This is a genomic window from Aliivibrio fischeri (assembly GCA_038993745.2).
In the GTDB taxonomy this organism is placed as follows: Bacteria; Pseudomonadota; Gammaproteobacteria; order Enterobacterales; family Vibrionaceae; genus Aliivibrio; species Aliivibrio fischeri_B.
On the sequence record CP160629.1, the window covers coordinates 1,735,423 to 1,755,101 of the forward strand.

Annotated in this window: 17 protein-coding genes and 1 pseudogene; 6 read left to right on the plus strand and 12 right to left on the minus strand. The window is 37.2% G+C overall.

The genetic code is table 11. The features are described from left to right. Positions 1 to 92 precede the first annotated feature (92 nt). A complete protein-coding gene (locus AAFX60_008345; GenBank protein XDF76782.1) occupies positions 93 to 1,118 on the minus strand; it encodes a tetratricopeptide repeat protein in 1,026 nt (341 codons plus the stop codon). Between the two features lie 238 nt (positions 1,119 to 1,356). Between AAFX60_008345 and AAFX60_008350 the strand changes: the two genes are divergently transcribed. The 3 genes from AAFX60_008350 (at position 1,357) to AAFX60_008360 (ending at position 5,422) form a co-directional block, all read left to right on the plus strand. Next, entirely contained in the window at positions 1,357 to 3,711 is a 2,355-nt protein-coding gene (locus AAFX60_008350) for an ATP-binding protein (GenBank protein XDF76783.1), read from the plus strand. A gap of 1 nt (position 3,712) precedes the next feature. Further along, entirely contained in the window at positions 3,713 to 4,588 is an 876-nt protein-coding gene (locus tag AAFX60_008355) for a mechanosensitive ion channel domain-containing protein (GenBank protein ID XDF76784.1), read from the plus strand. 138 nt (positions 4,589 to 4,726) lie between these two features. Beyond that, a complete protein-coding gene (locus AAFX60_008360) occupies positions 4,727 to 5,422 on the plus strand; it encodes a tetratricopeptide repeat protein (GenBank protein ID XDF76785.1) in 696 nt (231 codons plus the stop codon). A gap of 66 nt (positions 5,423 to 5,488) precedes the next feature. Here the strand turns inward: AAFX60_008360 and AAFX60_008365 are convergent, their stop codons facing one another. The 3 genes from AAFX60_008365 to AAFX60_008375 form a co-directional block, all read right to left on the minus strand. Then, complete coding sequence (locus AAFX60_008365; GenBank protein XDF76786.1) at positions 5,489 to 6,961, minus strand: phosphatase PAP2 family protein; 1,473 nt, start codon at positions 6,959 to 6,961, stop codon at positions 5,489 to 5,491. A 7-nt stretch (positions 6,962 to 6,968) separates the two neighbouring features. Next, complete coding sequence (locus AAFX60_008370; GenBank protein ID XDF76787.1) at positions 6,969 to 7,445, minus strand: GNAT family N-acetyltransferase; 477 nt, start codon at positions 7,443 to 7,445, stop codon at positions 6,969 to 6,971. 115 nt (positions 7,446 to 7,560) lie between these two features. After that, positions 7,561 to 8,886, minus strand: a complete 1,326-nt coding sequence (locus AAFX60_008375; protein XDF76788.1) for an outer membrane protein transport protein — start codon at positions 8,884 to 8,886, stop codon at positions 7,561 to 7,563. Between the two features lie 400 nt (positions 8,887 to 9,286). On the opposite strand from AAFX60_008375, the pseudogene AAFX60_008380 reads away from it, so the two are divergent. Continuing rightward, positions 9,287 to 9,960 (plus strand): annotated as a pseudogene (locus AAFX60_008380) (phosphatase PAP2 family protein). On the opposite strand, the gene AAFX60_008385 reads toward AAFX60_008380, so the two are convergent. Continuing rightward, positions 9,957 to 10,838 (minus strand): LysR substrate-binding domain-containing protein, encoded by an 882-nt coding sequence (locus tag AAFX60_008385; protein ID XDF76789.1) that lies wholly within the window; start codon positions 10,836 to 10,838, stop codon positions 9,957 to 9,959. The pseudogene AAFX60_008380 and the gene AAFX60_008385 sit on opposite strands and share 4 nt — an antisense overlap. A 304-nt stretch (positions 10,839 to 11,142) precedes the next feature. Between AAFX60_008385 and AAFX60_008390 the strand changes: the two genes are divergently transcribed. Then, on the plus strand, positions 11,143 to 11,853 hold the full coding sequence (locus AAFX60_008390; protein ID XDF76790.1) for an amino acid racemase: 711 nt from the start codon (positions 11,143 to 11,145) through the stop codon (positions 11,851 to 11,853). On the opposite strand, the gene nrfF is transcribed toward AAFX60_008390, so the two are convergent. The 6 genes from nrfF to nrfB all read right to left on the minus strand — a co-directional run bounded on the left by nrfF (position 11,850) and on the right by nrfB (position 17,023). After that, complete coding sequence (gene nrfF, locus AAFX60_008395) at positions 11,850 to 12,299, minus strand: heme lyase NrfEFG subunit NrfF (GenBank protein XDF76791.1); 450 nt, start codon at positions 12,297 to 12,299, stop codon at positions 11,850 to 11,852. The two genes, AAFX60_008390 and nrfF, sit on opposite strands and share 4 nt — an antisense overlap. Further along, positions 12,299 to 12,826 (minus strand): DsbE family thiol:disulfide interchange protein, encoded by a 528-nt coding sequence (locus AAFX60_008400; protein ID XDF76792.1) that lies wholly within the window; start codon positions 12,824 to 12,826, stop codon positions 12,299 to 12,301. The genes nrfF and AAFX60_008400 overlap by 1 nt, the downstream gene beginning before the upstream one ends. Continuing rightward, the gene (locus AAFX60_008405) at positions 12,823 to 14,709 is read right to left on the minus strand and encodes a heme lyase CcmF/NrfE family subunit (protein XDF76793.1); all 1,887 of its coding nucleotides are present in this window, start codon (positions 14,707 to 14,709) and stop codon (positions 12,823 to 12,825) included. The genes AAFX60_008400 and AAFX60_008405 overlap by 4 nt, the downstream gene beginning before the upstream one ends. Positions 14,710 to 14,783: 74 nt before the next feature. Continuing rightward, entirely contained in the window at positions 14,784 to 15,740 is a 957-nt protein-coding gene (gene nrfD / locus AAFX60_008410; protein XDF76794.1) for a cytochrome c nitrite reductase subunit NrfD, read from the minus strand. Position 15,741: 1 nt separating this feature from the next. Then, on the minus strand, positions 15,742 to 16,428 hold the full coding sequence (nrfC, locus tag AAFX60_008415; GenBank protein ID XDF76795.1) for a cytochrome c nitrite reductase Fe-S protein: 687 nt from the start codon (positions 16,426 to 16,428) through the stop codon (positions 15,742 to 15,744). A 1-nt stretch (position 16,429) separates the two neighbouring features. Continuing rightward, entirely contained in the window at positions 16,430 to 17,023 is a 594-nt protein-coding gene (gene nrfB / locus AAFX60_008420) for a cytochrome c nitrite reductase pentaheme subunit (protein ID XDF76796.1), read from the minus strand. 469 nt (positions 17,024 to 17,492) lie between these two features. Here nrfB and nrfA point away from each other — a divergent pair, with 469 nt between their 5' ends. Continuing rightward, complete coding sequence (nrfA, locus tag AAFX60_008425; protein ID XDF76797.1) at positions 17,493 to 18,929, plus strand: ammonia-forming nitrite reductase cytochrome c552 subunit; 1,437 nt, start codon at positions 17,493 to 17,495, stop codon at positions 18,927 to 18,929. A gap of 94 nt (positions 18,930 to 19,023) precedes the next feature. Here the strand turns inward: nrfA and AAFX60_008430 are convergent, their stop codons facing one another. Continuing rightward, positions 19,024 to 19,671, minus strand: a complete 648-nt coding sequence (locus AAFX60_008430) for a heme lyase (GenBank protein XDF76798.1) — start codon at positions 19,669 to 19,671, stop codon at positions 19,024 to 19,026. Positions 19,672 to 19,679: the final 8 nt, after the last annotated feature.

Consider the following 19,679-nt stretch of genomic DNA (forward strand, 5'->3'; position numbering starts at 1 on the left):
TCGATAATATCGAATAAAAAAAATGCCAGTCAATCGACTGGCATTTTTGTATCTATGGTTTCTATTATTGTACCAATCACAGTGACTAGGTATTAATTCACATACATAGCACATTCATCATCAATATCTTCTGGTGGAAAATAGTTTTCTCTCACGTAGAATTTATTTAATAACTTAATCACTGAATGTTTCTTTACTGGTTTTTCTTCCATCAAACCATGTAGCTTTCTCGCTACATTTTGAATGCTTAACAAGTTCTCTAAAGGCAATATTGCTTCTAGCTCATTCTTTAAATCATGCGCATCTTCGTTATGGTTCGCTACCGCTAAATAAGCCCAAATATAAGCTACTGCATTATGAGATGAAGATACCTTTTGATTATATTGAGCAGCTCTGTATTGTGATTCAGGCGCTTTAAGTTCACCACCACGTTCTGCCCAATAGATAGCCTTATAAACGTTTTTCTGCGTCCCTATTCCATGGTAATAACAAGAGCTTACTGTTGTCATTGCTTTAGGATCATCTTGATAAGCCGCTTTTAGCATCCAATAAAATCCTTCAGGATGTCCATCTTGTTGCTTTTGATACCATTGCGCTAAAAACAATTGAGATTCTAAATGGTTCTGTAATGCCAATTTAGTAATGGTTTTCGTTCCTAACTCTATGTCTTTTTCACAACCAGTACCTGTGAGATACAATTTACCTAGAGTTAAAGAAGCACTGATATCACCTTGGCTATCACCAAGTCTAGCCGCCCAGTAATCCGACTTTTCTGTTGCTTCAGGATCGTCGTAATTATCATCATATAAACGCACTAGAGCGTAAAAGGCTTGTTGGCTATTTTGTTCAGCCGCTTTTAAGTACCATTTAATCGCACCATTTTGGTCAACCAATTCAAGATCAGCCCCTAAAGCTAATTGGGCTGTTATATTTCCATTTTTTGCTCGTTGAATTTTGTCCTTTTTATCCGCTTCATCATCAAACGGAACCACTGGAGACTTATGACTACTTTGTTGATTTTGTCGAATCGTTAACTTTTTTTTCTTTTCTGTAGTTTGAAAGTGTAGAACCATCAAAATAAGGCACACAACACTACAAAAAAATAAGAACCAATACATATCTATATCATCGAAAAGGAATACGTTTTTTTGAGGCCTTATTCTAATGATTTTTATTCAGAATGAGAACGAATACATGATAGCAAAACAGTAATTAGGGCTATTTTTTATAAAAAAATGCGACAAAAATAAATAAAAAAAACATATTCAGTTTTTATTCAATATTCCTAGCTTTGTGACTGGTTTTTTTCAATAAGTTAGCTAAGGTATAATTAAAATTATTATTTATTTGGTTAGTATGAAAAAACTCTATCGTTACGTTTTATTTACTTTTTTGTTGATATTCTCTCAGCTCAGTTTTGCCAATTGGGATCTCACTGACAATCAACCAATAGAGATTAGCGCTCAAGCGAAAAATATTGAGGCGGATATTCGTGCACTTCCTGAACAGCATTTCTTTTCAAATAACGATTATGCTCAAGTAAAACGATTACTTTCTACTACTATTTTACAGCAAAAAGAGCATGCAACCGCTCTTAAAGAGGCATTAGCCACTTACAGAGAAGACAGTAGCAACCAAAACTGGATTGCAGTAGAAACAGTTCATCAATCACTGACTTCACTAAACCTAAGTAAAGAGCAACTGCTTAAGCTAACGAATAGTACAACACGAGAACAATTAACTGGTTTTGGTCCTTATGGTGTTACCCAATTTTATTCTGAGTTATCCATTACCAAACTCAATATCGAATATTATCTACATTACCAAATTCGTAGTTTTAAAAACCTACTAAAAGACTTAACCATTTCACCAGTTCCAATTATTAGTGTTATTTTTAAAGTGCTTTGTGTATTCTTTATTTTTAGTTGGTGGATGAAAAACAGCACTCGACTTATCAACGACTTTAAAACATCAAAATTAGAAAACGGCTCTAAACCGAATTTCTTTATTAGAAGTATTTGGTATTTAACCCGTGCTCATAAAGCAATAGCGTGGTTATTATTAATCACGGTCACATTACGAATCGTATCCACATTACCAAGCCTACAACACTTAATATTCTTAGAAATCTTCACTTGGTGGATTTTAGGTGGTTCTATTGCTGTTAGCTTTATTCTTGAATTTATTTATCGCAATAGTAAACATAACAAAAAAGAAATTATCGCTCTTCGTTTATCGACGGTTCGCCATTATGTTTGGGGGATAATTGTTGCAGGCGTAATTTTACAAATATCCTCTCGTACATTAGGACAAGGTACTATCTATGCGTGGATAAACTCTCTAATGTATTTATTTTTTGTGCTCCTTACTATTCATACATTAAGAAAGTGGAAACCAACGGTTTTTGAAAGAATCGAACGTGTTGACCCTCTACCTCTATCTATTCAATGGGCGAAAAGAAATCAAAAGACTTTCCTTATTTCAATCGCTGCTACCGCTTGTGGCGCCGCTTGGTTATCTTGGCGAGCACTTCAACACTCGATTATTGCACTGTTATCGCAATACGCTGCATTTAGTCACGCATTGGCTTACTTATTCAGAATTGAAGTAGCTAAACAAACTGAAGTTGCACGTGAGCAATCCAATCTCGTTCGTGTTAAAGGTACGGCAGCATTTGATTACATTGCTCCTGGTTCTGAAGATTCAGAGCTTATTGAAGATTATGCTAAAGATGAAATGTCCGCCCTTTCACGTTACTTATTAACCGAAAGTCCTGCGGTATGTGTGCTATCTGGTGAACGTGGTGTAGGTACAACTACCCTTCTTAATCGTATTTTAAATAAAGTAAAAAACGCGACACCAATTTATATTAATTGCCCATACGATGGTTATTCTGCTTTGCTTCCTGAGCTGGCAAAACAATTAGGGTTAGATGAAGAATCAAGTGAGCGTGATATTCTTCAATACCTGCGTAACAGCGATACTTGTTATCTACTTGCGTTTGATAGTGCGCAACGGTTAGTAAAACCCAAAGTGAATGGCTTAGCCGATTTAATGAAACTGACTAATTTATTACGTCGAGCTCGTAAAAGTCATCGAGTGGTACTGGCTATTGAGAAATCGTGCTGGCGCTTTATTGACCGTGCTCGTGGTGAACGATTACTATTTGATTTAGTTACGTTTATGCCTAAATGGGATGAAAAGCAAATTGGTCAATTATTAGAGTCGAGAATTACCCTATCTGAAGGTCAACCTACAATTTCATTTGATGGCTTAGTGCTACCAAGACAGTGGGATGAAGAAAACCTAACAGAGGAAGAACGAGCGAGAAATGGATTCTATCGCATTCTTTGGGATTACTCTGATGGTAACCCTACAGTTGCACTTCGTTTCTTTAGATTATCACTTCACCGTGATAAAGACACTGATGCAATTTTGGTTCGTTTATTTAGAGCGCCGCACTCTGATGACTTAGAAACCATGCCAAAACCTATGTTGGCAGTACTTAGATCAATTGTACAGTTGGAGGTCGCCTCTCCTGCTGATGTATGTGACTGTAGCCGCTTAAGCATGGCTGAAGTTATCAGTACGCTTCGTTATTTCCAAAGTCGTGGCTACATTGAATGGAGTGATGATAAAGCAAGGATCTCTGATCACTGGTTCCGCCACATTACTAATGTTCTTCATCGTCAACATTTATTGGTGAAATAATATGCTTCGTATTTTTATATTTTTTATAACGCTCGGATTTGGTTCGCTCGCATTTGCTGAAGAAGCACAATCCATCGACAACTTACAGCAGTTCGCTAGTCTAATTCGTTGGAGCGGTGTTGCTTTCTCATTTGTTATCGTATTTGTTGCTTGGTTACTGTTACGCTTTACCCAATCAATTGTAGATGGAATAAGTAGTCAATTTGCTCAGCGTCGAATGTTGATGCAAAAACTGCAATCTTTCTTTCAATTCTTCATTTATATGTCAACGGGTATGGCTGTTTTCATGCTTAGCTTCCGTGTTGATGAGCGTGTGTTAGCACTAATCGGTGGTACGATTGCTGTCTCTGTTGGCTTTGCACTGAAAGACTTAACTGCATCATTCATTGCTGGATTAACAGTAATGATCGATCGCCCTTTCCAAGTCGGTGATCGCGTAACGTTTGAAGGTAATTATGGGGACATTATCGCTATTGGTTTACGTTCTGTTCGAATGCAAACTCTAAACGATGATATTATTACTATCCCTAATAACAAATTCTTAAATGAAGTTGCTGTAAGTGGAAACTATGGTGCATTAGATATGCAAGTTGTTATTCCATTTTATATTGGTATGGACCAAGACATTAATACCGCAAGAGATATTATTCAAGAAGCGGCATCTTCTAGTCGTTATATCCACTTACCTAAGCCTGTAGTTGTACTAGTGAAGCAAACCATTACAGATAATTATTTAGCCATTCAATTAACTTGTAAAGCTTACGTAGTAGATATTAAGTTTGAAAAGCTGTTCGAGACAGATATCACCTTACGTGTTATGCAAGAATTCAGAAAATCAGACATATTCCCGCCAGCTATTGCTGTTCAAAACAAATAGTTCTTCTATCAAAGGTAGCATGATAAATCATGCTACCTCTCTCTTTTCTCTCTTGAGTAATTAACTTATCGCTCGCCGTACTGTGCTTTTATTGCTAACATACAAACAATAATATTTTGTTAACTCGTTGGTTATGTAATGAAAATACTTTTAAAATCGTTAGTTATATCTGCTTCATTATGCTCACCTTTTGTTCTAGCTAACAGTGAAGCTCATAGTGATTATCTAAAAGGCACGGCTTATTTAAATCAAGATAACTATAAAGAAGCAATTACTTGGTTAACCAGTGCTGCTAATAATGGTTCTATTGAAGCACAAAACAAAATTGGAACTATTTATGCGAAAGGGATCGGTACTGAAGCAAACACACAACTTGCTACCCAGTATTTTTTGAAAGCCGCAGCAAACCAAAGTTCTATGGCTTACTATAACCTTGGTAAAATCTACGAATCAGAAGAAAAGTATTCAACATCTATTGATTGGTATAACAAAGCAATTGAAGAAAATAACAGTAATGCAATGAATAACCTTGCAGACTTATATCTTCATGGAAAAGGGCTTGTTCAAAATACTCATCAAGCAGAATTACTTTATATTCAAGCTGCTGAATTAGGTAATGCAACAGCGATGCGTAATCTTGGTTTCTTATACACTAACAATAAGGAAGTTAAACAAGACATGAGCAAAGCGTATTTTTGGTTTAACCTTGCTGCTGAAAAAGACTTCCCAGATGCAGATAAATACCGTGATTATACAGGTAAAAAGCTAAGTAAAAATAAACGCATTAAAGTTCAAAATGAAGCACTTGAATGGTTAGAACAGCATAATAGTTAATTTATAACCATAAGATAAGCAAACAAACAAGGCCGCATCAGTAATTCACTGATGCGGCCTTTTTAATTATCGTTTAGCGAACTTATTTTCTATTACTTTAGGTAGCCATGCGGCATAAACAAAAAGACCAAAAATAACAGTAAAATTACCGATCGTTCTGATTACCAACACATTCAGACTACTCGCTTCAACTTGTGTTAGTAAATAACTCACACCATATCTAGCAAGCATTACACTTAATACAATCGTTATAAGGGCGATTAGTTTTACTTTTGCATCCGTAATAACTTTAGGCTTAGAACACATAATCGCAGCGACAACACCCCAGCATATTGCTGCTGCGTATAGGTAATTTATATATGCCATAACAAACGCAATACCACTAATAACCGTACTTAGCAGTAACCAAAAATGTAAGCCCCCTATCACTTTGTATAATAAATCACCATGTTTTTTCTGCATATTTGAGAAATGATAGAAGACCATTCCTCCCAAACACAAACCAACAATGGCATCAGATACAAAATGAACACCGAGCCAAACTCGCGCTATTGACTGCCCTATAACAAGAATAATGAAAATGCATGCGTACCGTTTTAAGGTTTTTTCTGGTAAAGATAATCTTTTTAAAATTAAATAAAAGGTTCCGTAAATTACAACAGATAACATACTGTGCATGCTTGGCATACCAAAACCAACGGCTTCCGTTAATTGCAGTTGTGGTATATAAACAAAAGGACGTGGTAATCCTAAACCTTGCTTAGCTAATCCGGTTAAAACTATCGATAAAATAATGCCAAACAATAAGGTTAAAGCCGAATTTCGACCAAAATAAACCAAAGCAATAATAACGAAAAAGTAAAAGAAGCCTTCTTTACCAGTTTCGTTAATTAGAGTGAATATCGTTTTAACACTCAATGTAACAACTTGCGGTAATTGATCTATTTTCGCACGAAGTGACGAAAGTAACTCTAATTCAAACTGATGAATTTTAGGAGCCTGATCAACAAGGTTAGTTACCCATAATATTTTATTCTCTGCGCTCGTAGTATCTAAAGACCATTGCTGTAATAACGTCAATTGCTCAGGGTAACGATATTTATTTTCAGGGATCTTATACACTTCACTTAAATAAACCGCCTCGGTTTCTATACCGTAATGAGGAGCAAACCACGAAGGTATACGAAATAAGCCATTAATGGTTTCTAGATCAAACGCAACAATATCGGATTCACTTACACAACGAAATATTGCTGCTGTTTCATCTTCGATAAGCAACTCTTTAGCTGTAACAACTAATCCAGTTTCTTCCCATACCTCTCTTTCTGCTGCCTCTTGAGGTGTCTCTCCTCTTTCTTTATCAATGGTTCCACCTGGCAGTGATAATTTTCCAGTAATTAATTCTTCAACTAAAACGACATGACTGCCATCACCAATAACGCATACTGCACCTTTTGGTTGAACAATATTGGCTGATGCACTGTGCATTGAAAATAGAGATAAAATAAATACAAATATGTTAAATAGTGGCATTTTCATTCTTAAATTACCTATTCAATGGCTTGCGTAAATAATGAATATGCTCATTCAATCCTTGTTTATTATAAAATTCCAATGCCCCTTTATTAAAATTCCACACTTCGACAAAAATCTCTTTTACACCATAATCTTTTAATTCTTGCTCGATTCGCATCATTAATTGCTCAGCGATACCTTCGCGTCGATATTCTTTTTCAATATATAGTTCATCTATGGTTGCCATCATTACTGGTTTACTCACCGTTGAAATTAATTCGCAAAAATGACCAGTAATAAACCCAATAATAACGTCATCCATTTCCGCCACATACACCATACATTCAGGATCATCTAAATATCGAGCGATACTTTTCTCTTCTTCAATTTCAGAAGCTGTTTTGAATAAATCTGGACATTGTTGGTGATGTTCATCGTGTAATTTATACATCAGTGAATTTAAACAATAGAGATCAATCTCTTTTGCTCGACGGATAACTGGAGCCATGTAAATACCAAATAAGAAATGAGGCGTAATTAGAGCATGTTTGCTAAACAAAAAAAAGGCTCGGAATAATCAGAGCCTTGAATCATTGAGGTGCATAGCAATTTTATGAGTTATTTTAGAAACTATGGCTCAATTGAATAGCTGCTAACACAGCATTAGCGTGTGTGGTTGCTGTAACCGCTGGTGCAGGAAGTGATTCTTCAATGAACTCATGGACTTCAACATCCTCACCAATTAGATAAGTAAAGCCAAAATCAATGGCTGTATTTGAGCTCCAATTATATGTAAAACCAGCAGAAAACCACTGACGATCTGAATCAGGAATAGAAATCGACGTTAACTCATCAACAGGAGTTTGGTCGTACATATAACCCGTACGTAAAATCCATTTGCTATTTAGGTAATGAGTAGCGCCGATAGAATAGTGGTAAGAGTCTTTCCAGTTATATTCTTTAACGGTTGCACTTTCTGTTTCAATAGTATCGAATGCCGACCATCCCACCCATTGAATGCTGTAGTGAATCGCCGTTTTATCCGTAATCATATGAAAGCCTGAAAACTCAGCAATATCTGGTAATGGTAAATATACAGCATCATAACTTTGCTTCATAAAAGATACATCGCCTTCAGCCTCTATCTCTGGGCTATATTTATAGCTTAAACCAAAACGGTTACCTTCATTAACTTCGTATACCATACCAATATTAGCGCCAAGCCCAACACCTGTTGCTTGAATATCGACGGCTGTTGTTTTGACACCTTTATTTATCAAATCAACATCACCAAGTGGTGTATGCATTTTTACATTAACATTTCCATCAACGTCACGGTACAGGTCTCCCATACCATAAATAACATCAATGCCACCACCAAAACTTAAATGTTCATTAACGCGATACGCTAAACTTAACCCTAAGTTCATACTTTGAACTTTAGTGGTGCCACCAAAAATAGGGGCTGCATAATCTGACTCAAATTCAGTTCCTGTACCAAAATTTGAATATGCAGCGACACCAACTGCAAACTTCTCATTAACAGGGTGTATATAATAAAAGTTTGGAACGACTGCTGTGGGTGCGATACCATCTACATCATCAAGAGATACAACTTCAGAAGTTAAAGAGGCAGAACCAGGGATATAGTTCATTCCCGTATCCACAGATAAACTTCCACTTGGTTTATAATAAGTACCGTTTTTTACCGACACATCAGGCTTTACAACTGTCATACCGACAGAGATTGCATCTTTATCAAACATCATCATTGCTGCCGCATTTCGGCTTAACACTGATGCGTTATCAGCAATAACAGCCTCACCAGCAAATGCTCGGCCTAACCCAGTAGCTGAATGTTCATTAACTTGAAATCCTGCTGCCATAGATGTCGCACTAATAAATAAAGTACTTGTTGCAAGCAGCGTACGCGAAAATGTTGTATTCATAATTGTGTTATATCCACTTTGGACAAATCAAACCGAACTTTATTTAAAAGAAAATGTCTGAGATTTGCTGTGTTATTTTTTAGGAAAAAAAGTGTAACAGCATGTGTATCGTCAGAAATCTGACCAGTGTTTTTTTGACGGTTATTTTAAAATACCCTGACAATAGTTAATGTTTTTTAAACCATTTGTAACTAATACAAGGTGTTTAAATTATCGACTTTGTTATCAGATAGAGTGAATACTCTATTAAATTGCCTTTTTATTACTTTAGCTTGACTTGCCTATGCCACTGGCAGTTACACTACCCCTAATTCATTTACTATTTGATTTCATTATGACTTTTTCATTTTCACCTAAAAACAGAATTTACGAGCTCATTGCGCTAGGTTTCTTTTCACTAATGATGGTTTGCACTCTATTGTTAACCCCAAAACCTGACCTATTTACTCCATTATCAAATAATGTAAATGAACTACTCAATTTGTTAAGTAACTCTGCAGGAAATCCATTTTTTCTTGTCACCACTTTTGTTCTTTGCCTTATTCCTGTAATTAAACGCCTACCAAGAAAAAAATTGGCGTCGCTATATATGCAATTTGCTTTGTTGCTGGTGTTAAGTTTCGCTCTTAAAACAGGATTAAAATCAGTAACAGAAGTGCCTCGCCCATACAGCTATGCTCTCGCTGAAGTTGGACTAGTTGATAATGCTGCTAGCTTCTATCAATTAGAACCTGCGCTTAAAGATGAATTAATAGAACGTATCGCTTCAAAAGTGAGCCCTGCCAGAATCGAACAATGGCACGGCGAAACAAACTATGCGTTTCCATCTGGCCACACAATCTTCGTTGCTATCTGTATTTTATTTTGGGGGGATTCTTACTTAGACATAACCACTATATAACTGCAGGTTTATTACTTACTTGGGGGGTTGGTGTAGGATTCAGTCGTATTTGGCTTGGAATGCATTGGCCGACAGATTTAATGGGCTCAACAATTTTAGCTTCATTATTAATCTTTTGTGTACCAAAAATTAATTTTGAAAAGAATCATCAAGCAAATAATGCCGTAAGCTAAGTATCTAAATTACATAGAATACTCCATACCTTTTCACCGGCTGGATGTAACCTTGCTTGATAACGATACGCATAATATTCAATAGGAAGTCGCAGTGATTGGTCACCAATTATTGCGACTTTTTTCTGTGCTAACTCTTCTTGAATACTGTAAGCAGGCAACCAAGCGATACCTTGTTTATTTAGTACCAACACCTTCAGCATATCAGTCATAGATGAAGAAAAAATAGGCATTAAGTTCACTTGGTCTCTTACGATCTCGACCTGTCTTCCCATGTAAGATGTTGAACTATATGTTAACCAAGGCACAGCGCCTTGAGATATAAAATCATAAATAGGTTTTCCCATTTCATCACATGCACTCACAGGTAACAGCTCTGTTTTAGCAATAAGCTGAGACTGATAAGGTGGCAAACGTAAAATATCATCATCAAACGCTAATAATATGTCACATGCCCCCTCTCTTAACTCTTTTGTTGCTTCGTCTACGTCAATGGCTTCAACACTTAAAATCGGTTTATAGTCTCCCTCATTAAACGCTCGTTGTATCTTAGGTATTAAACTTGTAGCCAAAGAGTGTGCCGCTGCAATTTGAACTACATTCCCACCTAATTGAGATAAATCTGATATTTGGCTTATTCCAGCTTCAATCTGATTGACCAAGGTTCTTGCGGTTATTCGGAATAATTTACCACTTGGGGTTAACTCTATCGGTTTACTCTTTCTATCGACTAATTCAGCACCTACAGTATCTTCTAATAAACGAATTCTTCGACTGAATGCGGGCTGAGTGACATTTCTTAATTCCGCAGCTTGTGAGAAATTTTTCACTTTTGCTAACACTAAAAAATCTTCTAGCCATTTACTTTCTACATTCATTTCAACCTCATACAACCATTCTATTTGAGATAGTTATCACTATTCCGAAACTGCATTATCACCATTCTTTAAAAAATTTTATGTCGGCTAAGCCAAAATATTCGCTTAAATTATCAAGTTATTTCGCTTTTATGTTTAAAAAACATCAAGAAAGATATTTACCGAGAGAAACATCAAATTTCCAACCATTGCACTATGCCGATTTGGCATGATGAAACAATTCTTAGCATTTAACAAAAACCATACCGACTGACATTATTTATTTAGCTTATCCATCGCAAGATGAATTAAAGGAGTAAATATTATGAACAAGAAATTAGGTATTTTAGGCGGTATGGGACCTTTAGCAACGGTTGAGTTTATGTTGAAGATCATTAGTCAAACCCCTGCACATAATGACCAAGAACATATTCCGATGGTAGTAAGTAGCGTTCCACAAATCCCTGACAGAACCGCTTTTATTATGGGACATGGACAAGATCCTTACCCTGAATTAAAACACAGCTTTGAGCAACTTGAGCAATCTGGTGCTGAATGTATTGTTATCCCTTGTAATACCGCTCATTACTGGTATCCACAACTGAGTGCGACTAGCCATGTGCATACCATCAGTATCATCGATAGTGTTGTTCAAGAAGCGCAAACTCGTCGATATAAAACCGTTGGCTTATTAGCTACCACGGCAACAATGAAAGCAAGAATGTACCAACAAAAACTTAACCAATATCATATTGAGATCATTGAAACTGATGACACTCAACAACGTGATGTCATGCAGGGAATTTACGAAGTAAAAGCTGGAAATATAGAAAAAGGAAAAGCATTAATGCTACCAGTATTCGAGTCAATGCTCGCTCAAGGTGCAGAGGCTGTCATTTTAGGTTGCACTGAAATTCCAGTTGCTCTGGCAGAACAAAACCTCAAGCAACCACAACAATGTTTAGATTCACTGGAAATCTTAGCTAAGTGTTGCGTTGATTGGTCTTATGAAGAACAAACCGCTTTAGCAAGTTAACGATTTCTTCTTACTGAATTCACCGCCATGATGCAAAAAACGACAAGTAACAATAATGGTAATAACCAAAGTACGTATGTTTTAGCATTTAATGGCGGTTCATATAATACAAAATCACCAAATCGATGCGTCATAAAAGCAATCACTTCTTCTTCACTCTTTCCTGCTTTAATCTGTTGATACACAGTTAATCGTAAATCTTTAGCAATAGGTGAGTTGGACTCTATTAAGTTTTGATTTTGACATTGTGGACATCGCAAGCGTTTAGCCAGTTCAATCGCTTGCTTTTGTTGCTCTTGGGAGGTGAACTCAAATAATTCAACGCTCTCAATAACGTCTTTATCTGCAGAAACAAATAAGCCATTACTGCTATCTAATGCAGCGTTGACTGAAAACACACTCAATAAACAGAATAAATACAGTAATGATTTAAAAGAATGCTTCATTACTTTTCCTCAAAAAAATCAGCAAATTCACGTTGCCACTTTTCTTCATTCAACGCGCCAGTAAATCGATGTAATATCTTGCCATGTTGATCAATAACAAAGGTTGTCGGCGTTCCATAAACCCCTAAATCCATGGCTAAAATCCCTTGAGGATCATAAATAACAGCTTGATATGGATTACCAGTTTGCTCTAATACCTGTTTTGCTGCACTTCTATTATCACGGTAATCTAGACCAATAATTGGTATCCCTTGCTCTTTAAGTTGATGTAAAAATTGATGCTCTGTTTTGCATATTCCACACCATGCCGCCCACACATTAAGCAAGGTAAGTGAATCATTATGAAAAATAGATTCCGTTAAATACGTAGAGGCGTCGGTGACATCTGATAATTTAAAAGCAGGAACCATTTCCCCCACCATTGCTGTAGAACCTGAGGATTCCTTGGTTTCTAACCCACTTAATAACACAAAAAAAACTGCAATACACAAAATGATAGCAGTGAGAACCTTAGCTATTTGCTTCATGCTGTTTTTCTCTTTCTTTTAACCATAGCGAATACCCCTCCAACACACATTAACAATGAGCCAAACCAAATCCATCTCACGTACGCTTTATATTGCAATCGTAACGCAAAACTTCCATCTTTTAATTTTTCGCCCAGTGTAACGTATATATCGCCGTGCCAAAACCAGAGCATTGCCGGCTCACTCATGTTCATCACTCGTACTTGATAATGTCGACGTTGAGGGTGAACATTCGCTATTTCTTTCCCATTTTCATAAATACGTAAATTCGCTTGCTCTGCTGTATAATTAGCACCAACTAATAGCTCAGTCTCTTTATAATGGATATCATAATTCGCAAGTTTCGCACTCATTCCAGGCTCCATTTTTGCACTGGTTTCAAATGAATGATAACTGTTCATCGCAGCGCCAATCATAACCACAGCCACCCCAATATGCGCGATTGCCATGCTTATATTTTTACCTTTAGATCGTTTTATTTCCCACACCGTTCCAATAATAACGGCAATAGATAAGATCCACACAATAAGAGGAATAACGTAAATACGATCATATTGAAGTGTATAAATCAGTATTCCACTAATAACTGAACTGCCAATGAATATGGCTGTATTTTTTATTGTTGCTATCTCTGCTTTCTTATTCCATTGCACAAAAATAGATAACGCCATCATACCGAGTGCAATAAGCGCCATTGGAACAAAAAGTAAATTAAAATAAGGTGCCCCTACCGAAATATTCCCTAACCCTAATATCTGAAAAATCATAGGATAAAACGTACCAAGTAATACCGTCATCGTTGCAATTGCGAATAAGCCACACAACACTAAAAATAGAAAATCACGACTGATAAAACGTTGGATAGGTTCACTGTTAATTTGTCTGCTTTTTACTGTATAAAGGCTAAAAGAGAACAACATTACAATAAACAAAATCAGTAATAATATGATGCCCCTTGTTGGATCTACTGCAAACGCATGAACCGACGTTAATACCCCTGAGCGAACCACAAAAGTCCCTAAGATACTCAAACAAAAAGTCATTAATGCCAAAATAATCGATGCTTTTAGTAATAGCTTTCTCTTATGACTAGCAATTAATGTGTGTAGTAATGCGGTGGATGTTAACCAAGGCAACAAAGAAGCGTTTTCTACAGGGTCCCAAAACCACCATCCACCCCAACCTAACTCATAATAGGCCCACCATGAGCCAAGACTGATCCCAGCAGTAAGCAGTGACCAAGCAAGCAATGTCCAGTTTCTCGCATAGCCGACCCATTTAGATGGCACTCTTTTCATCATTAATGCAGCAAGTGCAAATGAAAAGGTAGCAGCAAAACCAACATAACCGAGATATAGCAATGGGGGATGAAATATCAATCCAATATCTTGTAACATTGGATTCAAATCTCGTCCTTCTAAAGGCGTATTGGCATAAATAATAAAAGGATTAGATGCAAATAAAGTAAAGGCTGAAAAGATAACAATTAATCCATTTAATATTAAAAGAACTCTTACTAAATAAGATTGCTCAATGCTTTTTCTTTTTAATGTAATTAAGCCAACCCATAAGGTGAGTGTTAATACCCAAAATAGTAATGAACCTTCATGCCCACCCCAAATCGCAGCAATTTTAAAAAATACAGGTAATGCAGAGTTAGAGTGTTCGGCTATATATCGAATAGAAAAATCATCAATATAAAACCCATAACCTAAAGCAGATATGGATAAAATACAGAAAAGAGCCGTTAACAATGAAAGTGGGAAAATAGATACTGCCCAATTGTCTTCATTTCTAAAAATACCGTAACTTGCTGTCACACAAGCAACAGCAGACAACACCATAGTGGTTATTAACCAAAACTGTCCAATTTCAGCAATCATATTGCTCCATACATTTTTCACATAAAAGCCATGCTTATGCTCATAATTATTGGCATAAGCATGGCATTACCACATTATACGACCGTCATTTGTCCTGCATACAACACAAACGTACGAAGCATTAATACACCAATTAAACTTAATGATGTCACAACAAAAATAAACCCTTTACCGTGAGCCAATTCCTTTGGAGCAAACGCATTCAAGGTTAAAGGAGCGATCATACCTAAACCAATAACGCCAACCCAGAACCATGTGCCCCAAAAACCACCACCAATAGCAGCCCAAGCAGCAGCTTCACCTTGCCCTCCACTAAAGATTAAACCAGTAAAGAAGGTAACAAGTACGAACAACTCAAACAGTACAACAGGTCGTTCAAAGCTATGGATCCACTTCACCGAATGGCTATGGCTTGGTTCTTTAAAACCTAAAATACCAAACAGTAAACACGCCGCTGCACCAGACGATAAACTTGAGAACAAGAATAAAATCGGCAATACTGGGTTATTTAACATTGGATACGTTTGTAATGCTGATAATAAGAAACCGGTATAAGCCGCAAGCATAATAGCAAGCACAGCTAAAAATATTTCTAACGCATTTTCAAACTGTTCAATCTTAAGCAACATAGTATCGATAAAGCCAAACTTTCCTTTTAGAAAGCTCATGATATCCTTTCTAAACATTACGCCAAGCCAAGCAAATAGCACAGCCATATACACTTGGAATAGAATAACCCCCATCGACATCACGGATGTTGGGTTAAAGAAAATCATAATTTTCCAAAAAGAGAGTGGTTTGGTTAAGTGGAAAATCAAAATGGTTAAACCTGCAATAATGCCAAATGGCGCTAAAATTGCGGTTGCTTTGATAATGCCGTTATCTGCAGGGTTACCTTCAATCACTTTACGTTTTAAGTAAATCGATATCATAACCGCACCAGCAGACATACCGGCTAAGAAAAGGTAGATCGCAATGATCCAATCCCATACTAAAGAGTCGAAATTAAACGCTGCTTCCCATGCACTCATCTTAAATCTCCCCTTTTAAATATGGAATCTTATACAATTTAGGCTTGGTACCTAGATCCACTTTGTCACGGTATACCGGATTCGTATTTAATACGGCATTTATCTCGCTATTTTTGTCATTGAGATCACCAAAAGTCAGTGCTTTTGTCGGACAAGATTCAACACAAGCCGGTTGCTTACCTTCTGCTAAGTTTGTTTCACGGCAAAAATCACACTTATCTGCCGATTTAGTCACAGGATTAAAGAAACGGACTTGGTACGGACAAGCAGCCAAACAATAGCCACAGCCAACACATTTTTCGTTATGAACATCAACAATGCCTGTTGTTTCATCTTTATATGCCGCACCGGTAGGACACACCATTACACAAGGAGCATTTTCACAATGTTGACATGACTTACGAGTAAAACGGTATTCAACATCAGGAAACTCACCTTTGGGCTCACTACGGATGATTTCTAAACGTGTTACCCCTTCAGGAACACGGTTTACTTCTCTACATGCTTCCGTACATGCTGTGCAGCCGATACACACATTTTCATCATGAACCATACCATAACGCTTTGAACCATCTTCCATGGAATACGCTAAGGTTTTTTTACTGTTTATTAATGATGTTGTCGCTACACCTGTTGTAAAAATAACCGCACCTGAACCAGCTAAAAAATTTCGTCTAGAACAACTCATACTATTCTCCTAGCTTATTTTCTTTCTGATTAAAATCAGCGTGGCAATCAACACACATCTTAATCTTCGCTGAATGGTCAAAAGAAAGCACAGCTTCTTTCTCTCCATGAACGATATGACAAGATGAGCAGGTTAGGTTTTTAGCGTGAACGTCGTGTGTCCAACTATCTTCACGTAATCGATCTGGCGTATGACAATCAGTACATTGGCTATTAGCTTGTAAAATTTCATCAAACGAGAGGGTCACTTTTTCCGTGCCGACTTTTGATTGTGCTGCCGAATATTTTATAACTTGCGGTGCGCCTTCTCGGTGATCAGGCCCAATTGATTTATGACACTCTACACAATTCACATCACGTTTAAGAATCGCAAATGACTCTTCCCCGTGTGATCCTTTAAGTGTCTCTTTTTCGTCTTTATGACATTGTGTACACGCATAATCGCGATCACGAATTAATGTCACTTCATGTCGATTGGATGAGTTGGCCTCTACTTGGGGCGATTCATCCGCAGCAACATTCAGAGACAAACCATATAGACAAAATGCGAAGGTAAGCTTCAACATTGTGGCTATGGCTAATTTGACTTTGCCCATTTTATATCCTTCCCTTTCCATTCTATTTATCAAATTCATAAATAGTTGGATGAGTAATTGTTGTTAAAGAGCTAGTGCTCTTCTTTGGTATCAATTCTCATTGGATAGTTAGCCACAACGCTTAACAAAAACATTTTATAATTAAATGTGTCTAAATAATACAACTTATGTCTTTATTGTTACACTTATCTACTCCTTTTGTGATATAGACCCAGATACTTATATCTCTCTGTTATTTAAAGAAAATAAGAATCATTCTTAATAAAGACAATCACAAATAACACTTAAGAGGTATACCTCTTTAATGGTGATATTGATCACTTATGTAACTTGATGTAAATCAACTCCTATATTGATGTAAAAATTAATACCTCTTAATTAGTATATAATTTACCTGTTTCCAATTCTGATTGATGGTCGCTTTCACAACGCTTGGCTAATTAATTAAAAGAATATTGGAGATACAATAGTGAAAAAGCAATGGACCCGTCGTTCAGCCGCTGCAATAGCAATGGTGACTACTTTATTATTAAGTAGCCACAGCTTCGCTGCCTCTGAAAACAATGAACGAGTTGACCCTCGTAATGAAGCCTACGCAAAAGATCATGCCGATCAATATGATTCATGGCGATCTACCTCTGATAGTGTACAAATCGAAGATGCATTAGCTGAAGATCCTAATATGGTGATCTTATGGGCTGGCTACGGTTTTGCAAAAGACTACAACAAAGCTCGTGGACACTTTTATGCTGTCGATGATGTAAGACAAACCCTTCGTACTGGTGGCCCAACCGATGAAAATTCAGGTCCGATGCCAATGGCATGTTGGAGCTGTAAAAGCCCAGATGTTGGTCGAGTTATCGAAGAACAAGGCGAAGATGGTTATTTCTCAGGAAAATGGGCTCGCTTAGGCAGTGAAATCCAAAACCCTATCGGCTGTGCAGATTGCCATGATACTCGTAGTGAAGAGTTTAAAAATGGTGGCCCTGCTCTTGCCTTAACTAAACCTCACGTTGAGCGTGCAATGGATGCCATTGGTAAACCTTTTGGTGATCAATCTCGTCTTGATCAACAAGCTGCGGTGTGTGGTCAGTGTCACGTAGAATACTACTTCACAGGTAAAACTAAAGCCGTAAAATTCCCTTGGGACAAAGGCACTACCGTTGACGAAATGGAAGAATACTATGATGAGATCGACTTTAAAGACTGGACTCACAAAGTATCTAAAGCGCCTATGTTAAAAGCGCAGCATCCTGGTTATGAAACATGGCGTGATGGCATTCATGGCAAAAACAAAGTGACTTGTGTTGACTGTCATATGCCTAAAGTAACCAAAGAAGATGGCACGGTGTACACAGACCATAAAGTAGGCAACCCATTTGATCGTTTCGAAGATACCTGTGCAAATTGTCACACTCAATCTAAAGAAATGCTTCAAAGTGTTGTTGCAACCCGTAAAGCACAAGTACTTAAAATGAAACTGACTGCGGAGCGTCAAATTGTTGCAGCTCACTTTGAAGCTGGTGCGGCATGGAATGCAGGTGCTACTGAAAAAGAAATGACACCAATCCTACAAGACATTCGCCACGCACAATGGCGTTGGGATTATGCGATTGCTTCGCATGGTGTTCATATGCACGCACCAGAAGTTGCTCTAGAAGTGTTAGGTACCGCTGTCGATAAAGCAGCAGACGCTCGAACTAAACTTGTGCGCTTACTTGCGAAAAAAGGCATTACAGAGCCAGTAGCTATTCCTGATATTTCAACGAAAGCTGCAGCACAAAAAGCATTAGGAATGGACATGGAAGCGATGAAAGCTGAGAAGAAACACTTCTTAGAAACCGTTGTTCCAGAGTGGGAAGAACAAGCAAAAGAACGTGAAGCCCGAGATTACGAACCAATGTAATTACGACTAGCTTAAACAGGTAGTAATAAATAAAAAGCCGACAGTTAAGTCGGCTTTTTTTATGTTTCTTATTTATTAGTACAACTTATAAAGTTTAATTACGGCGTGCGTGCATTAACTGCTTGGCTTCATTAATTGAGTTAATAATTGTCACTCGATCAACATCAACTCGCTCAGAATCTAAAATTTTCTGCCACGCATTAATGGCCTTCTGGTAACGGAAAGTAACAAAATGATCAGAAGCAATTAATGTTAAAGCGGCTTGATTATATTCATCAAGAACTAACGCTTTCTTAAGTAACTCTTCTACTTCATCGCTCATAATCTGAGAATGTAAATAATACTGAGTCGTCGCTTTTGCTGCATATTGATTGGCTGTTGGCTCTTCTGTTAAACGAATTGCGTATCCAAAGCAGATATTCGCATTGTTTAATTCACCATTCAGTAGATAACCCTGCCCTATTTCAAACCACAATTCAGCGTCATTTGGGCTCTGTTTCAGTTGGTCCTCTAAATAGCGCATCTTATCTTCATAAGAGAGAGGACCTAGTGGCTCTGTAATTAACTCATTCTGTACTGCGTATTTTTCTGGTCTTAACCCTGAAGAAAAGACAACAATCACACTGACTACAACAACAAATATCATCCATACAGGATTCAAAGAAGCAGCATTTCCACGGCTATAAAACCACCATAATACTGCACCAATAAGAACAAAGCTTAGCAACATCGTTATAATCATACTGAGTA